The sequence below is a fragment of the Lysinibacillus sp. NPDC097868 genome (assembly GCF_044761135.1).
GTDB lineage: Bacteria > Bacillota > Bacilli > Bacillales_A > Planococcaceae > Lysinibacillus.
Map to the genome: position 1 here is coordinate 59,606 of NZ_JBIWBS010000006.1, position 19,140 is coordinate 78,745.

The window sequence follows — 19,140 nt, forward strand, 5'->3', positions numbered from 1 at the left end:
TACGGTTATAAAGTAAATTTTTGTAGTTGTGTGTTAAGCTCTTCAGCCATTTCGGCAAGTTGATTTGCACTCTTTGAAATCTCATCCATCGTCGCGGCTGTTTCTTCGACAGTTGCAGTTGTTTGCTCTACGCCTGCAGCAGACTCTTGTGAAATAGAAGCCATTTCATCAATAGAACCATTAATCATTTCAGAGTGTTGAGAAATTTTTGTTAGGTTATTTGAAATGACATTGATATTGTCATTCATATCTACAATAGCTTGAGAAATTTGATCGAAAGTATTATTTGTTTGATCTAATTGCGCAGTACCTTTTCTTACTTCCTCATAGCCAGATTGTAGTGAATTTGTTACATTTCCTGTTTCGTTTTGAATGCGGTGAACAATTGTTGAAATATCAGTAACAGAGAATTGCACTTGTTCGGCAAGCTTACGTACCTCATCGGCAACAACCGCAAAGCCTTTGCCATGCTCTCCTGCACGTGCCGCTTCAATTGCAGCATTTAAAGCAAGCAAATTCGTTTGGTTTGAAATCTCATCAATGACTGAAACGAGCTTTGAAATTTCAGCAGACTGCTCGTTTAAGCCTTCTACCTTTTTCACAGAATCCAATACAATGTCATTAATAGTTGCCATTTGTTTTGTTGATTGAACCATTAATTTTTTACCTGACGTTGTTAAATCATGTACATGCCCCGAATGTTCTTTTAACTCCATTCCTTCTTGCGTTGTTTCATGAATGTTACGTTGGAAAGTTGTCATAGTTTCTGCTAAATCACTAGCTGTAGATGCTTGTGTTTCAGTTCCCGTAGCAAGCTCTTGCATAGTATAAGAAATTTGTTCTGTACCCGTCTGAACTTCATTGGCAGATTGCGCTAATTCCTCGCTGCTAGCAGCGACCGTTTCAGAAACATTATGAATAGAGCTTATAGTATCCTTTAATTTCTCATTCAGGTCATTGGCAGAAAGCATTAATTGCCCAATCTCATCTTGGTTTGTTACTGAAAACTTATCATGACGCAAATTCCCATCAGCTAATTCTCTCATACGATTGGAAACAATCGTAATTGGTTTAGAAATTCGACTTGCTGTAAAAATCGCTAAAAGAATGCCTGCAACAATTAAGATTAGACTTACAGTAGCCCCAATTGATTTATTGTTTGAACTTGTTGAAACGACATCATTGCCGACTTGCGTAATCGATTCAGCGCGTTTATCAGCTACTTCTTCATAGCCATCACGAACTTCATTTACGAGTTGATTAATAGATGTTAAATTTTCTAATGCTAATTGTTTATCGCCCTTCTTATATACTTCAAATACTTCACTATTCACACGGCTGCTCCATTCACGAGCCATCTCTACCAGCTTTTCACGTTCAGCCGTTTTTTCATATTGCTCTACGATACGGTTATTATCCTCAGCAATTTGACGGTACTTATTAAAAGTATCTATGTATTTTTCATCGCCCGTTACAACATAATTTAAGGCTGCAGATAATCGTACGCTTATAGACATAGATAGATTTTTACTTGCTTCTAAAACAATTAAATCTTCCTTAACAAGTCCTGTTGCTTGCTTCTCCATGTTTGTATTAGAAAAATAAGTATAAGTAGTAAAACACACAAATAATACTAATAAAATTATAAATCTACTTAAAATGCGCGCTTTTATTGATTTAAACTGAAATAAATGGTTCATTTTTTCCATCCTTTAGCATTTTCTATAGAACTAGTCCTATCTTTTTTATTTTATTACTATTTCATAAGAAAAGTAGAATTTTTTTGTTAAAAATACTAAAAAAGGTTTTTTGGCATAATTAATTTACAATTTTCTTATATTTTTGTCAGATTGCAAAAGATGTATATCTATTTACCTATGTTAATGTCATTTTTAGAAAGCGGAAAATTATCAATTTCCTACATCGTTGCAGACGTGTTCGAAAAGATATATAAAAAAACAAGCCCCACCACTATGGTTTTCGTGTGGGCTTGCTCAAATGTCTATTAACGCTAAAAAATTGCTCTTTGTAAGTTCATTATTGCTTATCCTTTTTGGCCTGACGCTCCCATTGCAAAAGGGATGGGTATGGATCGAATGCCCATTCTGTTCGACCATTAAATTTATATATTCCATAATGAAGATGTGGTGGGAACTTTCCTGAAGTTCCTTCTTTCCCATAGCCAGAGCTACCGACATAGCCGAGTATTGTTCCTGGCTCTACAACATCTCCAACCTTAATGTCCTTATTATAGCTACCAAGATGGGCATAATAATGATAAGAATTATGATTATCTCGGATTCCAATTCGCCATCCACCAAATTGGTTCCAGCCTTTGATTTCGACTACACCATAGGAAGTGGAAAGTATTGGTGTCCCGTAGCTGGCAAATATGTCAGTTCCCTCATGGATACGCCTACCGCCCCAGCCTCTGTTGTCGCCCCAAGTACCTCTAAAGCTGTAATTGTAGCGAGTTGGAATGGGGAATGTATGAGCATCTAGCTCAGTTGTTTTAAAATGTTTATACAAAGTAGAAATTGTTACGATTTGATTGACAGCTTCTTCACTTTTGTAATATTCCCATAAAGCCAGTTTGAAGTCCTCATCTGTAGAACCAAATTTACTTAAATAGCTTGCCATGGAGTATATAACATCTACGTCATCTTTAGGACTAGCAATCCCATCATTATTACCATCAAGTCCCATTCCACCGAAGTAACTGATTGTTTCGGGTATCGTATCTTCCTTGACAGGATTTAGTGCGCCTGACCAATATTCATCAGAAAATTGAATCGCAATGTAGCCATCTCGCTTAGGAATATCTTTGCGAACAGATTGGAGATTGCGCTCATATTGGTCGATGGCTGCTAAGAAGTGCCATGGAATCAGTAATTCATCGTATTGAACAAAATAAGACATACGTTGTTGTAAAATTTCTTCATTACTAGGTCCTTCATTTGCCAAAGTAACTGTTGGAAAGAAGTAACTCCACACTAGCATACATGTCAGAAGGAAAATAAAATGACGACTCAAAATTGAACCTCCTTTCTACAGATTAGAATAACCGAAATTTTATATTTCATAAGTCCGCTTTAAATACAGTAAATGCCTTTTTTTGTAGTAAGAAAAAAAGGAACAATAAGAAGAAACTTAATCAAAGAAAAAGTAATGGGTATCATAATGTCTTTAACTTCATACTATGTTATAAATCAAGCCCTGAATGGAGGGAAGGCTATCAACATTTTAGATAAAGTGAAAAGCTATCGCGAAGAAGAAAATCGACTGAAGTGGGAAGGTACATTTGCAGATTATCTAAGCATTCTGAAGGAAAGACCTGAAGTTGCTCAAACAGCCCATTCTCGCGTCTACAATATGATTAAAAGCGCTGGAGTAGAGGAACGCGATGGGCAAAAAATGTATCAATTTTTCGGGCAAGAAATTTTTGGGCTTGAGTCAGCAATTGAAAGACTGGTGGAGGAATATTTCCATCCAGCAGCTAGAAGGTTAGATGTTAGAAAACGAATTTTGTTATTAATGGGGCCAGTAAGTGGAGGAAAATCAACGATCGTGACCTTGTTAAAGCGTGGACTTGAACAGTTCTCGCGTACGGAAGAGGGAGCAGTTTATGCAATTAAAGGATGTCCAATGCATGAGGATCCCCTGCATTTAATTCCACATCATTTACGTAATGAATTTTTTGAAGAGTATGGAATACGAATTGAGGGCAGCTTATCGCCTTTAAATACGATGCGTCTTGAAAAAGAATACGATGGACGTATTGAGAATGTCATCATTGAACGTATAACTTTTTCTGAAGACAAACGTGTGGGTATAGGAACCTTCACACCTTCTGATCCAAAATCTCAAGATATAGCGGATTTGACGGGTAGCATTGATTTCTCGACAATTGGCGTATTTGGCTCAGAGTCAGACCCTCGTGCTTATCGCTTTGATGGAGAGTTAAACAAGGCAAACCGAGGGATGATGGAATTCCAAGAAATGCTGAAATTAGATGAAAAGTTTTTATGGAATTTGTTGTCACTGACACAGGAAGGGAATTTTAAGGCAGGAAGATTTGCCTTAATTAGTGCGGATGAGTTAATCGTAGCCCATACTAATGAAACTGAATATCGTTCCTTCATTTCTAATAAAAAGAACGAAGCATTACACTCGCGAATTATCGTAATGCCAATCCCTTATAATTTAAAAGTGAGCCAAGAAGAACTTATTTATGAAAAAATGATTAATGAAAGTGATATGTCACATGTTCATATTGCGCCACATGCATTGAAGGCCGCAGCAATCTTTTCGGTCCTAACAAGGCTGGAAGTTCCGAAAAAACAAGGTGTGGATCTTATAAAGAAAATGCGCTTGTACGACGGAGAAAATGTGGAGGGATTTAATTCCGTTGACTTAGAGGAGCTTAAAAAAGAGTTTCCTAACGAAGGCATGAACGGTATTGATCCACGGTATATTATAAATCGTATTTCTTCAGCTATTATTCGAAAAGAAATTCCATCGATTAATGCATTGGATGTTTTGCGAGCACTGAAGGATGGTCTTGATCAGCATGCTTCTATATCGCAGGAAGATCGCGAAAAATATATGAACTATATAGCTGTGGCAAGAAGAGAGTATGATGATATTGCCAAAAATGAAGTGCAAAAAGCGTTTGTTTATTCGTATGAGGAATCAGCAAAAACGTTAATGAATAATTACCTTGATAATGTAGAGGCATTTTGTAATAAAAATAAAATTTTTGACCGCTTGACTGGTGAAGAAATGAATCCAGATGAAAAATTAATGCGTTCCATTGAAGAACAAATTGGTATTTCTGAAAATGCGAAAAAGGCATTCCGTGAGGAAATTTTAATTCGTATTTCGGCTTACGCTAGAAATGGAAAGCGGTTTGACTACAATTCTCACGAAAGATTACGAGAAGCGATTCAAAAGAAATTATTTGCTGATTTAAAAGATGTTGTAAAAATCACGACTTCTTCAAAAATGCCTGATGAGTCACAGTTGAAAAAGATTAATGAAGTTGTAGCAAGACTTGTCGATGAACATGGCTATAATACAACGTCAGCAAATGAATTATTACAATATGTAGGAAGCTTACTGAATCGTTAATTTTCATTTTAGTGGCAGCCACAATTATGCCAAAAGCGTAATTGATAGACGTAATAGGAGTGTCCCAATTTTAGGGCACTCCTTTTATTTCTCTAAAAAAAGTTCAATAAAGCGGATCACTAGCATAGTATAGAAAAAGCGAATTTGATAGATGGGTGAGGATAAAAATGACTGAAAACGAAAATAAGGGTTTTGTCATCTCTCAGGAAAATTGGTCCCTCCATCGTAAAGGGCACCAAGACCAGCAACGTCATATGGAAAAGGTTAAAGATGCGATTAAAAATAATTTACCCGATTTAGTTAGCGAGGAAAGTATTGTCATGTCAAATGGTCGTGAGGTAATTAAAATACCTATACGCTCCCTCGATGAATATAAAATTCGATACAATTATGATAATTCGAAGCATGTAGGTCAAGGACAAGGTGATAGTAGCGTAGGGGATGTTGTCGCGCGTGACGGTAGCAAGAGCAATCAGCAGGGCAATGGGAAAGAAGCCGGTGACAAGCCAGGTCAAGATTATTATGAAGCCGAAGTAAGTATGGAAGAAATTCAAAGTGTGTTATTTAAAGAGCTGGAGCTTCCTAATTTACAGCAAAAAGAAAAAGCAGATATTAAAACCGAAAAAATTGAATTTAATGATATAAGGAAAAAAGGGCTTATGGGTAATGTGGATAAGAAGCGCACAATATTGAATGCGCTAAAACGCAATGCCATGGAAGGAAAGGCGCAAATTACACCAATTCATAATGATGATTTACGCTTTAAAACATGGGATGAAGTGGAGAAGCCTGAATCAAAAGCTGTAGTCCTTGCAATGATGGATACAAGTGGTTCTATGGGTGCTTTTGAAAAGTATTGTGCTAGAAGTTTCTTCTTTTGGATGACGAGATTTTTACGTTCGAAATATGAAACAGTTGAAATTGAATTTATAGCACATCATACAGAGGCAAAAGTAGTGACAGAGGAAGAGTTTTTCACAAAAGGGGAAAGTGGCGGAACGATTTGTTCTTCTGCTTATATAAAAGCGTTAGAGTTAATTCGTGAGAAGTATAATCCAAGTCGTTATAATATTTATCCTGTGCATTTTTCAGATGGTGAAAACATTTCAATGGATAATGAAAAATGTTTAAAGCTAGTTAATGAATTGATGGACGTATCAAGCATGTTTGGATATGGCGAAGTAAATCAACATAATCGTTTTTCGACATTAATGTATACGTATAAAAAAATTGATGATCCAAAGTTTAGGTATCATATTTTAAAGAAAAAAGGCGATGTCTATGATGCCTTAAAGAGCTTTTTCCAAAAACATGAGTTGCAAAATGAAAATTAATATGAGGAAGGTGCGAAGCATTCATTTTTCCAGAGGAGGAGGTTGAAAAATGGAGAAGGAGCTTCACCGTGCGATTGATGAAATAACAGAAATTGCAACAGGGTTTGGTTTAGATTTTTTCCCAATGCGTTATGAAATATGTCCTGCAGATATTATTTATACATTTGGCGCATATGGTATGCCTACGCGTTTTTCCCACTGGAGCTTTGGAAAGCAATTTCATAAGATGAAGCTGCAATATGATTTAGGGCTAAGTCAAATTTATGAGCTTGTTATTAACTCAAATCCGTGTTATGCATTTTTACTTGATACGAATTCACTCACACAAAACAAGCTAATTATTGCGCATGTATTAGCACACTGTGACTTCTTTAAAAACAATGTACGGTTTTCTAATACAAGACGAGATATGGTAGAGAGTATGACAGCAACTGCAGAGCGTATTGCGGGGTATGAAAGAGAATATGGTAAGGAAGAGGTAGAACAGTTTTTAGATGCAATATTAGCTATTCAAGAACATATCGATCCTTCCTTATTAAGACCAAAGCTGTCATCGGAAGATGAAGAGAAGGATGAAGAAGAAATTGTTACTTCCAGATCGCCGTATGATGATCTTTGGAGTTTAGATAATAAGGAAAATGAGCAAAGGTCGGTACGTAGAAAAATTAAACAGTTTCCAATGAAACCGGAAAAGGATTTATTACTTTTTATCCAGGAGCATAGTCGTGAACTAGAGGGATGGCAACGTGATATTTTAACAATGATGCGTGAGGAAATGCTATATTTTTGGCCTCAATTAGAAACGAAAATAATGAATGAAGGCTGGGCTTCCTTTTGGCATCAGCGCATCATGCGTGAGCTCAATTTAACAACAGTAGAGACGATTGAATATGCCAAGTTAAACGCTGGTGTAGTGCAGCCATCAAAAACATCAATCAATCCTTATTATTTGGGCTTGAAAATATTTGAGGATATTGAAAAACGCTATAATAATCCAAGTGAAGAGATGCTAAGATTAGGGGTACTACCAAATAGCGGACGTGAAAAGATGTTTGAGGTGCGCGAAATTGAATCGGATATTTCCTTTATTCGCAACTATTTAACAAAGGATTTGGCAAAGCAAGAGGATTTATATTTGTTCCAAAAAAAGGGCAATGAATATCGCATTACAGACAAAGATCATGAAATGGTTCGAGATCAACTTGTATCGATGCGTGTCAATGGAGGGTTCCCATATATCGTTGTGAAAAACGGCGATTATCTACGAAACGGGGAGTTATATCTAGTGCATGGTTATGAGGGAATGGAGCTAGATCCACATTATTTAGAAAATGTATTGCCGTATATTTATCAATTGTGGGGACGTCCTGTGCATTTAGAGACGTTTGTTGAGGGAAAACCGATGCTTTATTCGTATGATGGTACAAAAAATTATAAGCGCTCTGTCTAAAGTAAAACTTCTATCAGGTAGGATGAAAAAACCTACAGATAGAAGTTTTATTTTTAAATTGTGATAACTTTATTCATTGTTTTCAATGTTAGAAGGATGCTCTTCAATTGCTGAATCTTGTAATTCTTCTTCAACGTCTTGTGATTGATTAGAAGTCGAATGTATATCACTATCAACGACTAAACTATCGCGAACCTTAATACCTTGTTGTCCGCCTGCTTCATCATTATCATCTCCGGCAATACCACTTCTGCCATTTCCATCAGCGAATTTAGAATTAAGATTTCTTGTTTGACTATGATTGAGCGCATTTTGTCCGCCTTGGTTGGCATTTGTACCAACATCTTTATTGATTTGACCGCCACCTTCAGCTCTTTGCTCAAAATGGTTCTCGGTGTTGCCAATATTAAACGTGATATTTATAGTTATATTATTTTTTCCTTCTTTATCTCTTTCTGGTTCCTCAGAGTGATTGGAATTTCTAGAGGCATTATTATAACCTGTCATAGTTTCTCCCCTTTCTTTACGTATTATTATTAAAGTATTAAATTTTTAGGGGTTCACTTGTACGTGTAGCCTTATACATAGGAAATATTGAAGATATTATATAAAGCAAAAGACATTAATAATGAATTTCTGCGCGACGTAACGAAAATTTGTTAAAATGAATAAGATTATATGAATATCTATGGAACTGGAACGGTGAATAAACGTTGAAAACATTTAAAAAGGTTTATATAGAAATAACAAGTGTATGTAATTTAGCTTGTAGTTTCTGCCCGCCAACTGAGCGTGCAAAAGGGCTTATCAAGGTAGAACAGTTTAATAAAATACTTGATGAAATACGTCCTCATACTAAATACATTTACTTGCATGTTAAAGGTGAACCACTTTTGCATCCGCGTATTAATCAGCTATTAGACGCGGCACATGACAAGGGCTTTAAGGTAAATATTACTACGAACGGCACACTTATTAAAAAGAATCGTGAAAAGCTTTTGGGCAAGCCAGCACTAAGACAAATTAATTTTTCATTACACAGCTTTGATGGCCATGAGGGCTCTGAAAATCGTGAGAAATATTTAGGGGATATTTTAGATTTTGTCCGAGAAGCAAAAGAATTTAGCACAATTATTTCGTATCGTCTGTGGAATTTACAGCAGGATCATGTTTCAGATTTAGCTGCTAGAAGAAACCGTGAGACATTAGAAATATTAGAAAATGAATATAATCTCGATTTTCGCATTGAGGAAAAAGTTCAGCCGGGCAAGGGCGTAAAAATTGCGAACAATGTTTATTTAAATCAGGATCATGAATTTAGATGGCCAAGCTTGCTTGCGCCAGAGGATGAAGGCAAAGGCTTCTGTCATGCGTTACGCAGCCAAGCAGCCATTCTTGTAGATGGTACAGTTGTGCCATGTTGTCTTGATGGAGAAGGTGTTATTAATTTGGGGAATGTACATGAGCAGTCCTTTAGTGAAATTGTAGAAGGCGAGCGTGCCAATAATTTAGTTGATGGTTTTTCAAGACGAGAAGCGGTCGAAGAGTTATGTAGAAAATGTGGCTACCGACAAAAATTCGGTATGGAAGGCGAATAGGGTAAAAGAGAAAAGTGTTACTTTGACTGCACTAATCTTGCTGTGACCGTCGATATCCGTTGCGGACGGTCGCTTTCTGTGGGTGGATTTTTCCTTTGTTAGTTTAGAATGCAAAGCATAGAAATAGTATGAGTGACTGGCACACCGTATAGCCCAATGGCATAAGAGTAGTAGTTCCTAAAACGGAAAAATCCACTGCGCTTTCCGCGGGCACACACGTAAGCCGCAACCCTCGCTAACGCGCGGCATGTTGCGTCTTACGCTGTGTGCGTTCCCGCAGGAGTCTACGTGGATTTTTCCTTTGTTAGTTTAGAATGCAAAGTTTAGAAATTGTATGGGTGACTGGCACGCCACATAGCCCAATGGCATAAGAATAGCTCCTAAAACGGAAAAATCCACTTCGCTTCAATCAACTTTAAATGCATTTTGAAAGTTGCAGGGCAATCTTCACATTGCTCTTTTCAATTGCATTAAAAATCTTCACTTTATAAATGAAATGGCTAGCAGATACTAGACTATGTGATTGTAGTGGAGGGTTGCTCGACTCCTGCGGGATAAGGGTGAGACTTAAGACCCCGCACGTAGCGCAGCGAAGGAGGAGGCTTAAGCCACGCCCGCGGAAAGCGAGCAACCCGTAACGGAAATCAATTAACACTTTGAAAGGGACAAGGCACTTCTACAGTCTTACAGCTCCAATGTTATTCAACATTGGAGCTGTTTTTCTTTGATTGAGCATCAATCGTATTTAGAAAATCTCTTGTGATGCGTACTACATATTTTACTTCGTCTAAATTGCGCTCTCTTAATAATGAGCGATGAATGTCGAGCATAAGATTTTTTTCTTCAATATCAGTAACACCCGATAATCGTTGGAAATTAAAAAGTTCCTCTGGTGCAATATCTAACGCTTTCATAAGCAACTCTAAAGTACTTAACGTAATATTTGATTGCCCATGCTCAATATTAGAAATGCGACCTTTACTAAAACCTAACTTCCCCGTTCTCTCTGCTACTTCTTCTTGACTAAGCCCTTTGGAAACTCTAATGATACGGAGTTGTTCACCTACTAGCTTTAAAAAGTCTGACATATCACTCACCTCTATGTAAAAAGCTAGTGAAAAACAATGAATATGCATATACCATTAAAGTTATATAATGTAGATAATGTTACATTAAAATGGTACAATAATCATTATAATAATGTGATTTAAAAGAATTTATAGTATTTGGTACCGTCTACACGAGCATTTTTTGATTGATTGTACGAATTTTTAAAGCTCTTTAAGAATGGAGGATCTAAACTTGTTGGAGCGTTATAGACTAGATGAAGTAGCTCTTATTGTTGCTAGTTTAACAACACCTAATATTTCAGATTACTCAAACGTAGCTCAGCCTCTTATTACTGCAAAAAATTTAAAATGGTTAGCACTAGACGGAGATATTCGTAAATTATCTAAATGGAATGATACAGTTAATATTCATTTTAAGTGTACGAAGGTGCCAGCAAAAACAATTATTCTTGCGAAAAGTGACTTGGGTCGTAATAAAAAATATATATTTCAATGTGAACAAGAAATGTATATTGCCAATGATGTAGTAGCGATTATTCCAAATGAATCAATTATTTTAAGTGATTATTTATATTTTTTTCTTCATTGGTATCAGCCAAATAAAGACTGGAGACAATTGCATCAGATAATGTTAGATTTACCTGCATTAGAGATACAAACAAATATTGTAAAGCTGTTAAAAACAAGTCAGCTTTTATTGAAACATAAAAAATCATTGCTAGCTGTAGTGGAGGAGCTACCAATGCATATCCAGAACATTTCAAAGCAAACTGAACAACATACTAGCCATATAAATGACGGATTTGACCAAATTCAAACGTTATATCATTTGGCACTTCACAAAATCTTTACGGGAGAGCTATATCAGTTCCACAACAACAATTTTAAAAGGAAGCCTTGAGCTCACACTAAATAAAAATAAGTCGGTGTGAAAAGGAAAGCCTAACACCGACTTGTTAACATAAAGCGATATGAAGTTAAATTTCAATGATAATAGGCAAAATCATCGGTTTGCGTTTCGTTTGTGCAAACAAATATTGGCCAACCGCTTTTTTAATTTCTCGTCTTAAAACAAATAACTGTTGTTTACTTTCCTCTTGTAGTTCGGTAATTGTTACTTTTACAAGATCATTCACTTTATGAAGAAGTTCTTCTGACTCTTTTGCATAAACAAATCCTCGTGATGTAGTATCCGGTTCTAAAATAATAGACCCATCTGTCTTACTAAGTGTTAACACGATGACAAGCATACCATCCTCAGATAGTTGTTTACGATCACGTAATACAATTCCTTCAACTTCACCAATGCCGATACCATCAACATACGTATCACCAGATGGGATTTTCCGTGTTTGCCTAGCTTTCGAATTTTCGATATCAACAACATCCCCATTTTTCATAATAAAGGTATGTCCTTTTTTGACACCGACAGATTCTGCTAACAAACGGTGTTGATGGAGCATTCGAAATTCTCCATGAATGGGAATAAAAAACTTTGGTTTCATAAGTGTTAGCATAAGCTTTAAATCCTCTTGATAACCATGTCCTGAAACATGCATGCCTGTGTTACTGGATGATCCATAAATTACTTTAGCACCAAGCTGAAATAAATTATCGACAATTCGCGAAACACCTTTTTCATTACCTGGTATTGGAGAGGCGGCTAAAATAACCGTATCGTCGGGTAAAATTTTTACTTCACGATGATTGCCACTAGCTAAACGGGAAAGTGCAGCCAATGGCTCTCCCTGACTCCCTGTGCATAATACAACAACTTCTTCTGGTGGGAGATACTTCACTTCACGGGCATCAAGTAACAAATCATCAGGCATCGCTAAATACCCGCGCTCTAAGGCGACATCTACAACGTTCACCATACTGCGACCTAGCAACGCAAGTTTACGATTTGTTGCAATAGTGGCGTCTACAATTTGTTGAATTCGATTTACATTGGAAGCAAAGGTGGAAATGATTATTTTGCGTTCGGCATGAAGAAAAGCCTCTTCGATATGGTGACCTACAAGTTTTTCCGATGGTGTTAATCCTGGTCGTTCTGCATTTGTACTTTCAGATATTAATAATAAAACACCTTCAGATCCAATAGCTGCCATCTTGTGAATGTCAGCAAATTGATTATTTACGGGTGTTAAATCAAACTTGAAGTCCCCAGTGTGCACTACATTTCCTTCAGGTGTTTGAAAAACGATACCTAAACAGTCAGGAATACTATGGTTTGTTTTAAAGAAACTAACATCAATCTGTCCGAAATGTAACGAGGAATCGGAGCGAATCTCTATTAAGTCAGTCTCTCTTAAAAGCTTATGCTCCTTTAGTTTTAACTCAATTAACCCTAATGTAAATCTGGTAGCGTAAATCGGAACATTGATTTTCTTTAAAAGGTACGGAATGCCACCAATATGATCTTCATGCCCGTGCGTTACAATCAATCCTTTAATTTTTTCTTTGTTCTCTTGTAAGTACGTGATATCAGGGATAATCAAATCAATGCCGAGTAGGCTTTCATCTGGAAACTTTGCCCCACAATCGACAATAAGTAAATCATTTCCGTATTGTATAACATACATATTTTTACCAATTTCATTAATGCCACCTAGTGCAAAAATAGATAATGCTTGATTTGTTGCGTTCAATTTTATTACCTCCGTTTAAACGTATTCCAATAAGTTTTATTATTGCTCAGGTTTTCAATCTTATACTTTTGTTAACCTTTAAAGAGTTATGAAATGAGCAGGGAATGACAAAAACAGCTATTGGATATGATAAGTGCATTAATGGAGGAGCTGTTTGACAATGAAGGAATTTAAAATAACCTATTTCTTTGATGAAATTCATTATGTTAGGCGTTTTATTCATATTGAGTCACAAGAAAAAGCACAACAATTGGTTAAAAGTGAACGCGATCAATATATTGCTTTTACAGATAGCAGAGGAATATACCATGAATTGCATACAAGAAATGTTCGGGTTGTTCAAGTTTCCGAATATCATCGGGTTGATAAAACGAAGGACACATAATCTTTGTACGTTTACACACATTACGATAAAGGAGTGTGACAACATGAATAAAGAAAATGTGCCACCTGAGAAAAGAATGTTTATGAATTTATCAAGTAAAGACAAGCCCGATATGGTGGATTCGGATACCATTAGTATTTTTGATTTGCATGAAGATATGCAAACGGTCGACATCATTCCAATTGAAGAGCTCAATAAAAGGGTGAAAAGAGAGGGCGATGAATTGATTGAATTGCAGCCAGATGAATTATAGAAAGGAAGAATGCGTTTTTGTCATTCAAATGAAGAACTAAGTGAAATCCAACATACATGTGATGTTTAACATATATAAATAGCAAAAACGAAAACTGGACTTAAACCGTCTAGTTTTCGTTTTTTTAGTATGTATGTGTTGGACGACTGACCCTACTTCTTTTTTATCAAAAATAAAAAATTAAAAAGAAAAAAATGATTTTTAATAAAGTCACAATACAAAAAATTGTTATTAAAACTTTATTTAAAAAATGCAAAACCAATCAATTTTTATAATATCAACTTTTGTAATATTTAATATTTTGCTAAAAAGTAGTAATTTAGCCTTTTTAATTTTCTCAAAAAAAAGATATAGGAGGAAAAAATAAGATTCTTACGTGCTATTAAAATAATATATAGTTCAGTTAATTGCAGAATTGAAAAAATAAATGCAAAAAAATTTAAGGAAGGGGTCTAATTATAGAATGAAGAAAAAAGAAATATATTTTAAAAAACTGCAATTTTTGCTGCTGCATTAGTAACACCAATAATAGTAACTCCAATTACCTCGGAAGCCATTACGCATACTCAATGGAGGATATTTGAAGTAAAAACAGACCTTCACATGAGAATAGAGGTAACTGGCCAAAGGTGTGGCAGTGCGTTACGTATACAAAGAACATTACCGGATGAGTCTATAGTAAAAAAATCGGTAACATACGACATCTATGATTTAACAGACTCAGATCAAGGAGTAGATGTTTAGTTAAAAACAGGCGGAAAAAATACAATTCACAATAGTGATCGTACTACTACTGTCCCTACTTCAGACTACTCTACGGAACCATTATGAAGCCAGTAAGAAGAGAAGAAAATTAGGGACACCACTTGTTCTTTCAAGAAGTAGTGTTAAAGAACAAGCTAAATTTTTAAATGAGACCAAGAATTTTCATGAAAGGGATAGACAGAGGTGGTAACTCAATTGATGTCATTTAATCAATTACTGATCAAAAGGAAATCTTCTCTATATGGAGCGAACCAGTTGCTGACAAAACAACAGTATCAGCAACCAAACCAACAGAATCAGTTACTGTTACAACAAAACAACTTGTTGTTACAGCAAAATCACTTATTGACACAACAAAACCAATTGTTGTCGCAACAAAATCAGTTGTTGGTTCAACAACGGAATCTTTCATCAAGCCACCAACACCAGTTGCTGGCTCAGCGTCGGGTGTATCTGCCGTTGCAACTAGAACAGGTGTCGATACAAAAGAAATGGTTGTTGGCACAACAACAGTATCAGTCGGTGAATAAATGGAAGTATTTGCAGAGCGAGCGGTATCAAATACTGATTTAACCCAAGAATCAGGTACCGATTTTATGCTGCTATATATATGTAATTAGTATCAACAGCAAAAGTACTTTAGAAGGGCGTTGAATTTAAATTAAAGAAATTGGGAATGGTCTCAAAAGTATAGTTGTTGGTGTTTAGCTGATACAAAATTTCAATAAAGTAAGTGAGATTGATAAGACGCTCCATTCAATAAATATTTGCCTTTAGTAATATTGTAATAAACTATTATCAATATGTTTTACATAAAGACAAAGTCTATAATGGCTTTGTTTTTATGTTTTTTAAGAAATTTTAGTATCATCGTGTTTTAATTTTAAATTTTAATATTTAGATAAAATAAAAAGGAGCTGATAGATTATGGAAAGATTTTTAGATCGCCCAGAAAAAATACTGATTTATCTTTATTGTAAAAGCGGACAAGCAAAGATTGATGAGTTGGCAGAACATTTACAAGTTGGACGATCAACTATAGAAAAAGAACTTCATTTTTTAATGGAGACATTAAGTAACACAAGTTTTTTTATAAAATCTGGGGAAGTCCATTTAGATATAATTTCTCCTTCACTAATAGATGATGCACTGAAGTTACTATATAAAGATAATGTGTTTTTTAAAATAATAACAATAATTTTCGAAAAAAATATATATTCTATAAGTGAGATTACAAATATCCTGAATATGAGTAAATCTACAGTGTACCGTAAATTTAAAGTCATAAAAGAATGGCTACACGAATATAAAATAAAATTAGTTACTACTCCAGTGCTAACAATTCAAGGTGATGAAAAAAATATTAGAAATTTGATGCAACAATTTTATGATTTTTATCTATCTCGTTCTTTATCAGAAATAAGATTCTTTAACAAGGAGCTCTTTGTGAAGAAAATTGACGAAATTTGTATTTTGAATAGTTTCAATTTGACACCACAAGGTCTACGAAAATTGTCAATTTCCATGGAAATTTTGCATATAAGGAGTCGACTTGCAAGGTATATTCAATATGAAAATTTCCCAACTGAAGAAAATTCTCTTTATATAAATATTACTAAAAAGCTACAATCGTTTTTTCCTACTTATATGGACAAAAACATTAAACAATGTGAGATTATTTATTATGCAACGAATTTATATAACTACTTAATACGCAAGAGAAAGCTAACAATAGGTGAAATTTATTCTTTAAAAGATACTAGTATGCGTTATAGTATGATTTTTGATTTTTTAGAATATATATCTGAAAAATTTTATTTTGATTTTTCTTCTGATATAAAACTCGTTGAAGGGTTAAGTAGATATACTGAACTCTACTATATTGATTTACGTTTAGGAACTAATAATAGGTTAAATGAGTTAAGCGGTTACATAAATATTTGTAAAAATCATCCTTTTTATTTTCTTGTAAAAGAAGCAGCATTAAAGTTATTTAAGCAATATAATTTTCTACCTGAAATTAAAGAAATTGATATATTTGCTCTTTACTATTTTCTCTCAATAAGCCAACTTAGAATAAAAAAGATACAATCTGTATCGATAGCTATAATAACTGAATCAGAATTTGAACAAGAAAGTATATCAGAATACTTAAAGTTTAAATATGGAACAAATATACAAATATACTCATTAAACCTATACGCTTTTAAAAAGAATATATTTTATCAAGAATATGATTTGTTAATAAATATGGAGAATAACAATAGTCTTTTCAAAGGCGTTGAAAGCTTAACCATTTCTCCTATATTAAGTAACTCTGATAAAAGCAAACTTGATGATAAAATAAATGAACTTTTAAATAAAAAAATGACTAAACATACTGAGTTAATTGTTTTTTAACATAATTTCGATATGCCTATGTGCATTGTAAATATTTGAGCGAAATTTTAGATTCCCCTCTACAATCATAGAAGTTATAAAAGAACCATTATCCCCTAAATTTTGTTTAATATAAAAAGATAGCGTACAACTTAGGGTGGGGGTTATATGCCTTAAGAATCTATTTTTAAAATATTATTCCTTGCATTATCAAAACTGCGTGATTAATTATCAATTGTGTCAATAACCTTACAATCTGTACTATACGCCTTTTTGGAAATAACGAAGTAGCGTGTAAATCTAGTCTTTGTTAAATCTCCTGTTCAAAGTTATCCAACCCTTTTGATATGTCCTATTTTTGACTGCTACTTTTTCATCTAATCCCACTTTTGAAAGCAGTTTTTTTGTATTTGCATACAAAAAAGAAATGACGCAAACATAAGTGCTTACTATGATTTTTATGCAGGTAGTCCATTTTTTTATCAAGTGAAATCTATTAAGGATGCAACACAGCTAAAAACAATATACGTGGTTAGAAATGCCGAAATGCCTAAACTCTATCAGTAAATACAATGTATCAAGAAATGGATGCGTTGTTCAAGTTTCCGAATATCATCGGGTTGATAAAACGAAGGACACATAATCTTTGTACGTTTACACACATTAACGATAAAGGAGTGTGACAACATGAATAAAGAAAATGTGCCACCAGAGAAAAGAATGTTTATGAATTTATCAAGTAAAGACAAACCTGATATGGTTGATTCGGATACCATTAGTATTTTTGATTTGCATGAAGATATGCAAACGGTCGACATCATTCCTATTGAAGAGCTCAATAAAAGAGTGAAAAGAGAAGGCGATGAATTGATTGAATTGCAGCCAGATGAATTATAGAAAGGAATGAGTTCACTTGAATCAAATGAATGAAGAACAATTTACGGCATCAGGTACGAATATTAATGATGTAAAACGGAAAAATACAGAAGCGGGTTTATCCTATAATGAAGTAAAAGAGCTACTAGCTAAAACGGGTGGGCATGGTACTGCCAAATATAGTGATACAGATAGTGAAGAAGTGAAGGCGCAAAATAATCAATCAATGCGTAATATGTGATAGTGTAGGGAGTGCGAAATTTAGCCTGTATTTCGTACTCCTTTTGTTGTACAGTACAACCATCGTAGAAAGGAGTGTAACTATATGCTATATGAAGAAAAATGTTGTCCTTTATGTGGGAAAGAAAATCAATGTGTTGTAGCAGAAGGCCAGGAGGCATGCTGGTGTATGGACGAAAAATTTCCTGAAGATATAATAGGAGCAGTCTCTAACGAACCTAAAAAGTGCATTTGCCAAAAATGTTTACATACATATAAAAACATATAGCTTTCTCTGTTTTATTATCTTGGTATTTGATGGTACAAATGTCTATCGCACAACAACCTACCTGGCATACATTACTCTGAAAGGAGTGTGTCTAATGACTAAACCAATTCCACTTAGTAATGTAACCCAGGCATATTTAGAGGAAAACAAAAGAATAATCAATAAGATGATGCAAGGTATGACCTATGTAACCATAACATGTAGCATATCGGAAAACTTTATTAAACAAATAATTCCCCATCAAATTGCCGCTATTAGAATGTCAGAAAATGTATTGCAATATACAACGAATATTCCCGTTCAAAATTTCGCATTAGAAGTTATACAAACTCATACTGAAATAGTCGAGAGTCTAGAAGCAATACAAAACAGATGCTGTATTGTACAAAATACAGAATATGAATTATATGAATATATGTGTACATTTAAAGAAATTGCTGAAACAATGTTCCAAGCGTTATGCTCACCACCAACTTCTAATAGTATCAATGTAAATTATATTCAAGATATGATTGTTCATCATCAAGCAGGTGTAAGATTAGTACAAAACGTTCAAAGATTCTGCATATGCCAAGAGTTAATTCCAATTCTTCAATGTATGATTCAAACGTTATGTTGTCAACTTGAAGAAATGCAAAAATTACTTGATGCGCTACAAGATTGTGATTGTTAAAAATAAAACGCTAAAATTGTTCGCAATTTTAGCGTTTTATGTTGTTGATAATAGAGTTAATTGAAATG

Annotated in this window: 18 protein-coding genes; 12 read left to right on the top strand and 6 right to left on the bottom strand. The window is 34.6% G+C overall.

Annotated elements, in window-relative coordinates:
* Nucleotides 1–5: 5 nt before the first annotated feature.
* On the bottom strand, nucleotides 6–1,700 hold the full coding sequence (locus tag ACIQXJ_RS21885; RefSeq protein WP_403057622.1) for a methyl-accepting chemotaxis protein: 1,695 nt from the start codon (nucleotides 1,698–1,700) through the stop codon (nucleotides 6–8).
* Nucleotides 1,701–2,037: 337 nt separating this feature from the next.
* Nucleotides 2,038–3,033, bottom strand: coding sequence for a M23 family metallopeptidase (locus ACIQXJ_RS21890; RefSeq protein ID WP_403057625.1), 996 nt, complete (start codon nucleotides 3,031–3,033; stop codon nucleotides 2,038–2,040).
* Nucleotides 3,034–3,234: 201 nt separating this feature from the next.
* On the opposite strand from ACIQXJ_RS21890, the gene ACIQXJ_RS21895 reads away from it, so the two are divergent.
* The 3 genes from ACIQXJ_RS21895 to ACIQXJ_RS21905 all read left to right on the top strand — a co-directional run bounded on the left by ACIQXJ_RS21895 (nucleotide 3,235) and on the right by ACIQXJ_RS21905 (nucleotide 7,914).
* Entirely contained in the window at nucleotides 3,235–5,130 is a 1,896-nt protein-coding gene (locus ACIQXJ_RS21895) for a PrkA family serine protein kinase (protein ID WP_401013808.1), read from the top strand.
* A 167-nt stretch (nucleotides 5,131–5,297) separates the two neighbouring features.
* Nucleotides 5,298–6,464 (top strand): sporulation protein YhbH, encoded by a 1,167-nt coding sequence (yhbH, locus tag ACIQXJ_RS21900; RefSeq protein WP_340822275.1) that lies wholly within the window; start codon nucleotides 5,298–5,300, stop codon nucleotides 6,462–6,464.
* Nucleotides 6,465–6,513: 49 nt separating this feature from the next.
* Nucleotides 6,514–7,914 (top strand): SpoVR family protein, encoded by a 1,401-nt coding sequence (locus ACIQXJ_RS21905; protein WP_403057628.1) that lies wholly within the window; start codon nucleotides 6,514–6,516, stop codon nucleotides 7,912–7,914.
* 69 nt (nucleotides 7,915–7,983) lie between these two features.
* On the opposite strand, the gene ACIQXJ_RS21910 is transcribed toward ACIQXJ_RS21905, so the two are convergent.
* A complete protein-coding gene (locus tag ACIQXJ_RS21910; protein ID WP_403057631.1) occupies nucleotides 7,984–8,421 on the bottom strand; it encodes a hypothetical protein in 438 nt (145 codons plus the stop codon).
* 206 nt (nucleotides 8,422–8,627) lie between these two features.
* Here ACIQXJ_RS21910 and ACIQXJ_RS21915 point away from each other — a divergent pair, with 206 nt between their 5' ends.
* The gene (locus tag ACIQXJ_RS21915; protein WP_403057634.1) at nucleotides 8,628–9,512 is read left to right on the top strand and encodes a radical SAM/SPASM domain-containing protein; all 885 of its coding nucleotides are present in this window, start codon (nucleotides 8,628–8,630) and stop codon (nucleotides 9,510–9,512) included.
* A gap of 698 nt (nucleotides 9,513–10,210) precedes the next feature.
* On the opposite strand, the gene ACIQXJ_RS21920 is transcribed toward ACIQXJ_RS21915, so the two are convergent.
* A complete protein-coding gene (locus tag ACIQXJ_RS21920) occupies nucleotides 10,211–10,600 on the bottom strand; it encodes a helix-turn-helix domain-containing protein (RefSeq protein ID WP_340822280.1) in 390 nt (129 codons plus the stop codon).
* Nucleotides 10,601–10,814: 214 nt separating this feature from the next.
* On the opposite strand from ACIQXJ_RS21920, the gene ACIQXJ_RS21925 reads away from it, so the two are divergent.
* The gene (locus ACIQXJ_RS21925; protein ID WP_403057637.1) at nucleotides 10,815–11,483 is read left to right on the top strand and encodes a restriction endonuclease subunit S domain-containing protein; all 669 of its coding nucleotides are present in this window, start codon (nucleotides 10,815–10,817) and stop codon (nucleotides 11,481–11,483) included.
* Between the two features lie 76 nt (nucleotides 11,484–11,559).
* On the opposite strand, the gene ACIQXJ_RS21930 is transcribed toward ACIQXJ_RS21925, so the two are convergent.
* Nucleotides 11,560–13,233, bottom strand: coding sequence for a ribonuclease J (locus tag ACIQXJ_RS21930; protein ID WP_403057640.1), 1,674 nt, complete (start codon nucleotides 13,231–13,233; stop codon nucleotides 11,560–11,562).
* Between the two features lie 160 nt (nucleotides 13,234–13,393).
* On the opposite strand from ACIQXJ_RS21930, the gene ACIQXJ_RS21935 reads away from it, so the two are divergent.
* Together ACIQXJ_RS21935 and ACIQXJ_RS21940 are read left to right on the top strand one after the other, a co-directional pair.
* Nucleotides 13,394–13,618, top strand: coding sequence for a hypothetical protein (locus tag ACIQXJ_RS21935; RefSeq protein WP_401013811.1), 225 nt, complete (start codon nucleotides 13,394–13,396; stop codon nucleotides 13,616–13,618).
* A gap of 43 nt (nucleotides 13,619–13,661) precedes the next feature.
* Nucleotides 13,662–13,871, top strand: a complete 210-nt coding sequence (locus tag ACIQXJ_RS21940) for a hypothetical protein (RefSeq protein ID WP_403057643.1) — start codon at nucleotides 13,662–13,664, stop codon at nucleotides 13,869–13,871.
* A gap of 985 nt (nucleotides 13,872–14,856) precedes the next feature.
* On the opposite strand, the gene ACIQXJ_RS21945 is transcribed toward ACIQXJ_RS21940, so the two are convergent.
* Nucleotides 14,857–15,141 (bottom strand): hypothetical protein, encoded by a 285-nt coding sequence (locus tag ACIQXJ_RS21945; RefSeq protein WP_403057646.1) that lies wholly within the window; start codon nucleotides 15,139–15,141, stop codon nucleotides 14,857–14,859.
* A 422-nt stretch (nucleotides 15,142–15,563) separates the two neighbouring features.
* On the opposite strand from ACIQXJ_RS21945, the gene ACIQXJ_RS21950 reads away from it, so the two are divergent.
* The 5 genes from ACIQXJ_RS21950 to ACIQXJ_RS21970 all read left to right on the top strand — a co-directional run bounded on the left by ACIQXJ_RS21950 (nucleotide 15,564) and on the right by ACIQXJ_RS21970 (nucleotide 19,072).
* Entirely contained in the window at nucleotides 15,564–17,036 is a 1,473-nt protein-coding gene (locus tag ACIQXJ_RS21950) for a helix-turn-helix domain-containing protein (protein WP_403057649.1), read from the top strand.
* A gap of 666 nt (nucleotides 17,037–17,702) precedes the next feature.
* Nucleotides 17,703–17,912 (top strand): hypothetical protein, encoded by a 210-nt coding sequence (locus ACIQXJ_RS21955; RefSeq protein ID WP_403057643.1) that lies wholly within the window; start codon nucleotides 17,703–17,705, stop codon nucleotides 17,910–17,912.
* Nucleotides 17,913–17,937: 25 nt separating this feature from the next.
* Complete coding sequence (locus tag ACIQXJ_RS21960) at nucleotides 17,938–18,132, top strand: gamma-type small acid-soluble spore protein (protein WP_403057820.1); 195 nt, start codon at nucleotides 17,938–17,940, stop codon at nucleotides 18,130–18,132.
* Nucleotides 18,133–18,216: 84 nt separating this feature from the next.
* On the top strand, nucleotides 18,217–18,399 hold the full coding sequence (locus tag ACIQXJ_RS21965) for a cysteine-rich CWC family protein (RefSeq protein WP_403057652.1): 183 nt from the start codon (nucleotides 18,217–18,219) through the stop codon (nucleotides 18,397–18,399).
* Nucleotides 18,400–18,493: 94 nt separating this feature from the next.
* Nucleotides 18,494–19,072, top strand: a complete 579-nt coding sequence (locus ACIQXJ_RS21970) for a DUF305 domain-containing protein (protein ID WP_403057655.1) — start codon at nucleotides 18,494–18,496, stop codon at nucleotides 19,070–19,072.
* Nucleotides 19,073–19,140: the final 68 nt, after the last annotated feature.

Bases quoted from the DNA above. Each gene is read 5' to 3' on its own strand.
- ACIQXJ_RS21960 (WP_403057820.1), top strand. From the start codon at position 17,938: ATGAATGAAGAACAATTTACGGCATCAGGTACGAATATTAATGATGTA.
- ACIQXJ_RS21935 (WP_401013811.1), top strand. From the start codon at position 13,394: ATGAAGGAATTTAAAATAACCTATTTCTTTGATGAAATTCATTATGTT.
- ACIQXJ_RS21965 (WP_403057652.1), top strand. From the start codon at position 18,217: ATGCTATATGAAGAAAAATGTTGTCCTTTATGTGGGAAAGAAAATCAA.
- ACIQXJ_RS21955 (WP_403057643.1), top strand. From the start codon at position 17,703: ATGAATAAAGAAAATGTGCCACCAGAGAAAAGAATGTTTATGAATTTA.
- ACIQXJ_RS21910 (WP_403057631.1), bottom strand. From the start codon at position 8,421: ATGACAGGTTATAATAATGCCTCTAGAAATTCCAATCACTCTGAGGAA.
- ACIQXJ_RS21950 (WP_403057649.1), top strand. From the start codon at position 15,564: ATGGAAAGATTTTTAGATCGCCCAGAAAAAATACTGATTTATCTTTAT.
- ACIQXJ_RS21920 (WP_340822280.1), bottom strand. From the start codon at position 10,600: ATGTCAGACTTTTTAAAGCTAGTAGGTGAACAACTCCGTATCATTAGA.
- yhbH (WP_340822275.1), top strand. From the start codon at position 5,298: ATGACTGAAAACGAAAATAAGGGTTTTGTCATCTCTCAGGAAAATTGG.
- ACIQXJ_RS21885 (WP_403057622.1), bottom strand. From the start codon at position 1,700: ATGAACCATTTATTTCAGTTTAAATCAATAAAAGCGCGCATTTTAAGT.
- ACIQXJ_RS21940 (WP_403057643.1), top strand. From the start codon at position 13,662: ATGAATAAAGAAAATGTGCCACCTGAGAAAAGAATGTTTATGAATTTA.
- ACIQXJ_RS21905 (WP_403057628.1), top strand. From the start codon at position 6,514: ATGGAGAAGGAGCTTCACCGTGCGATTGATGAAATAACAGAAATTGCA.
- ACIQXJ_RS21970 (WP_403057655.1), top strand. From the start codon at position 18,494: ATGACTAAACCAATTCCACTTAGTAATGTAACCCAGGCATATTTAGAG.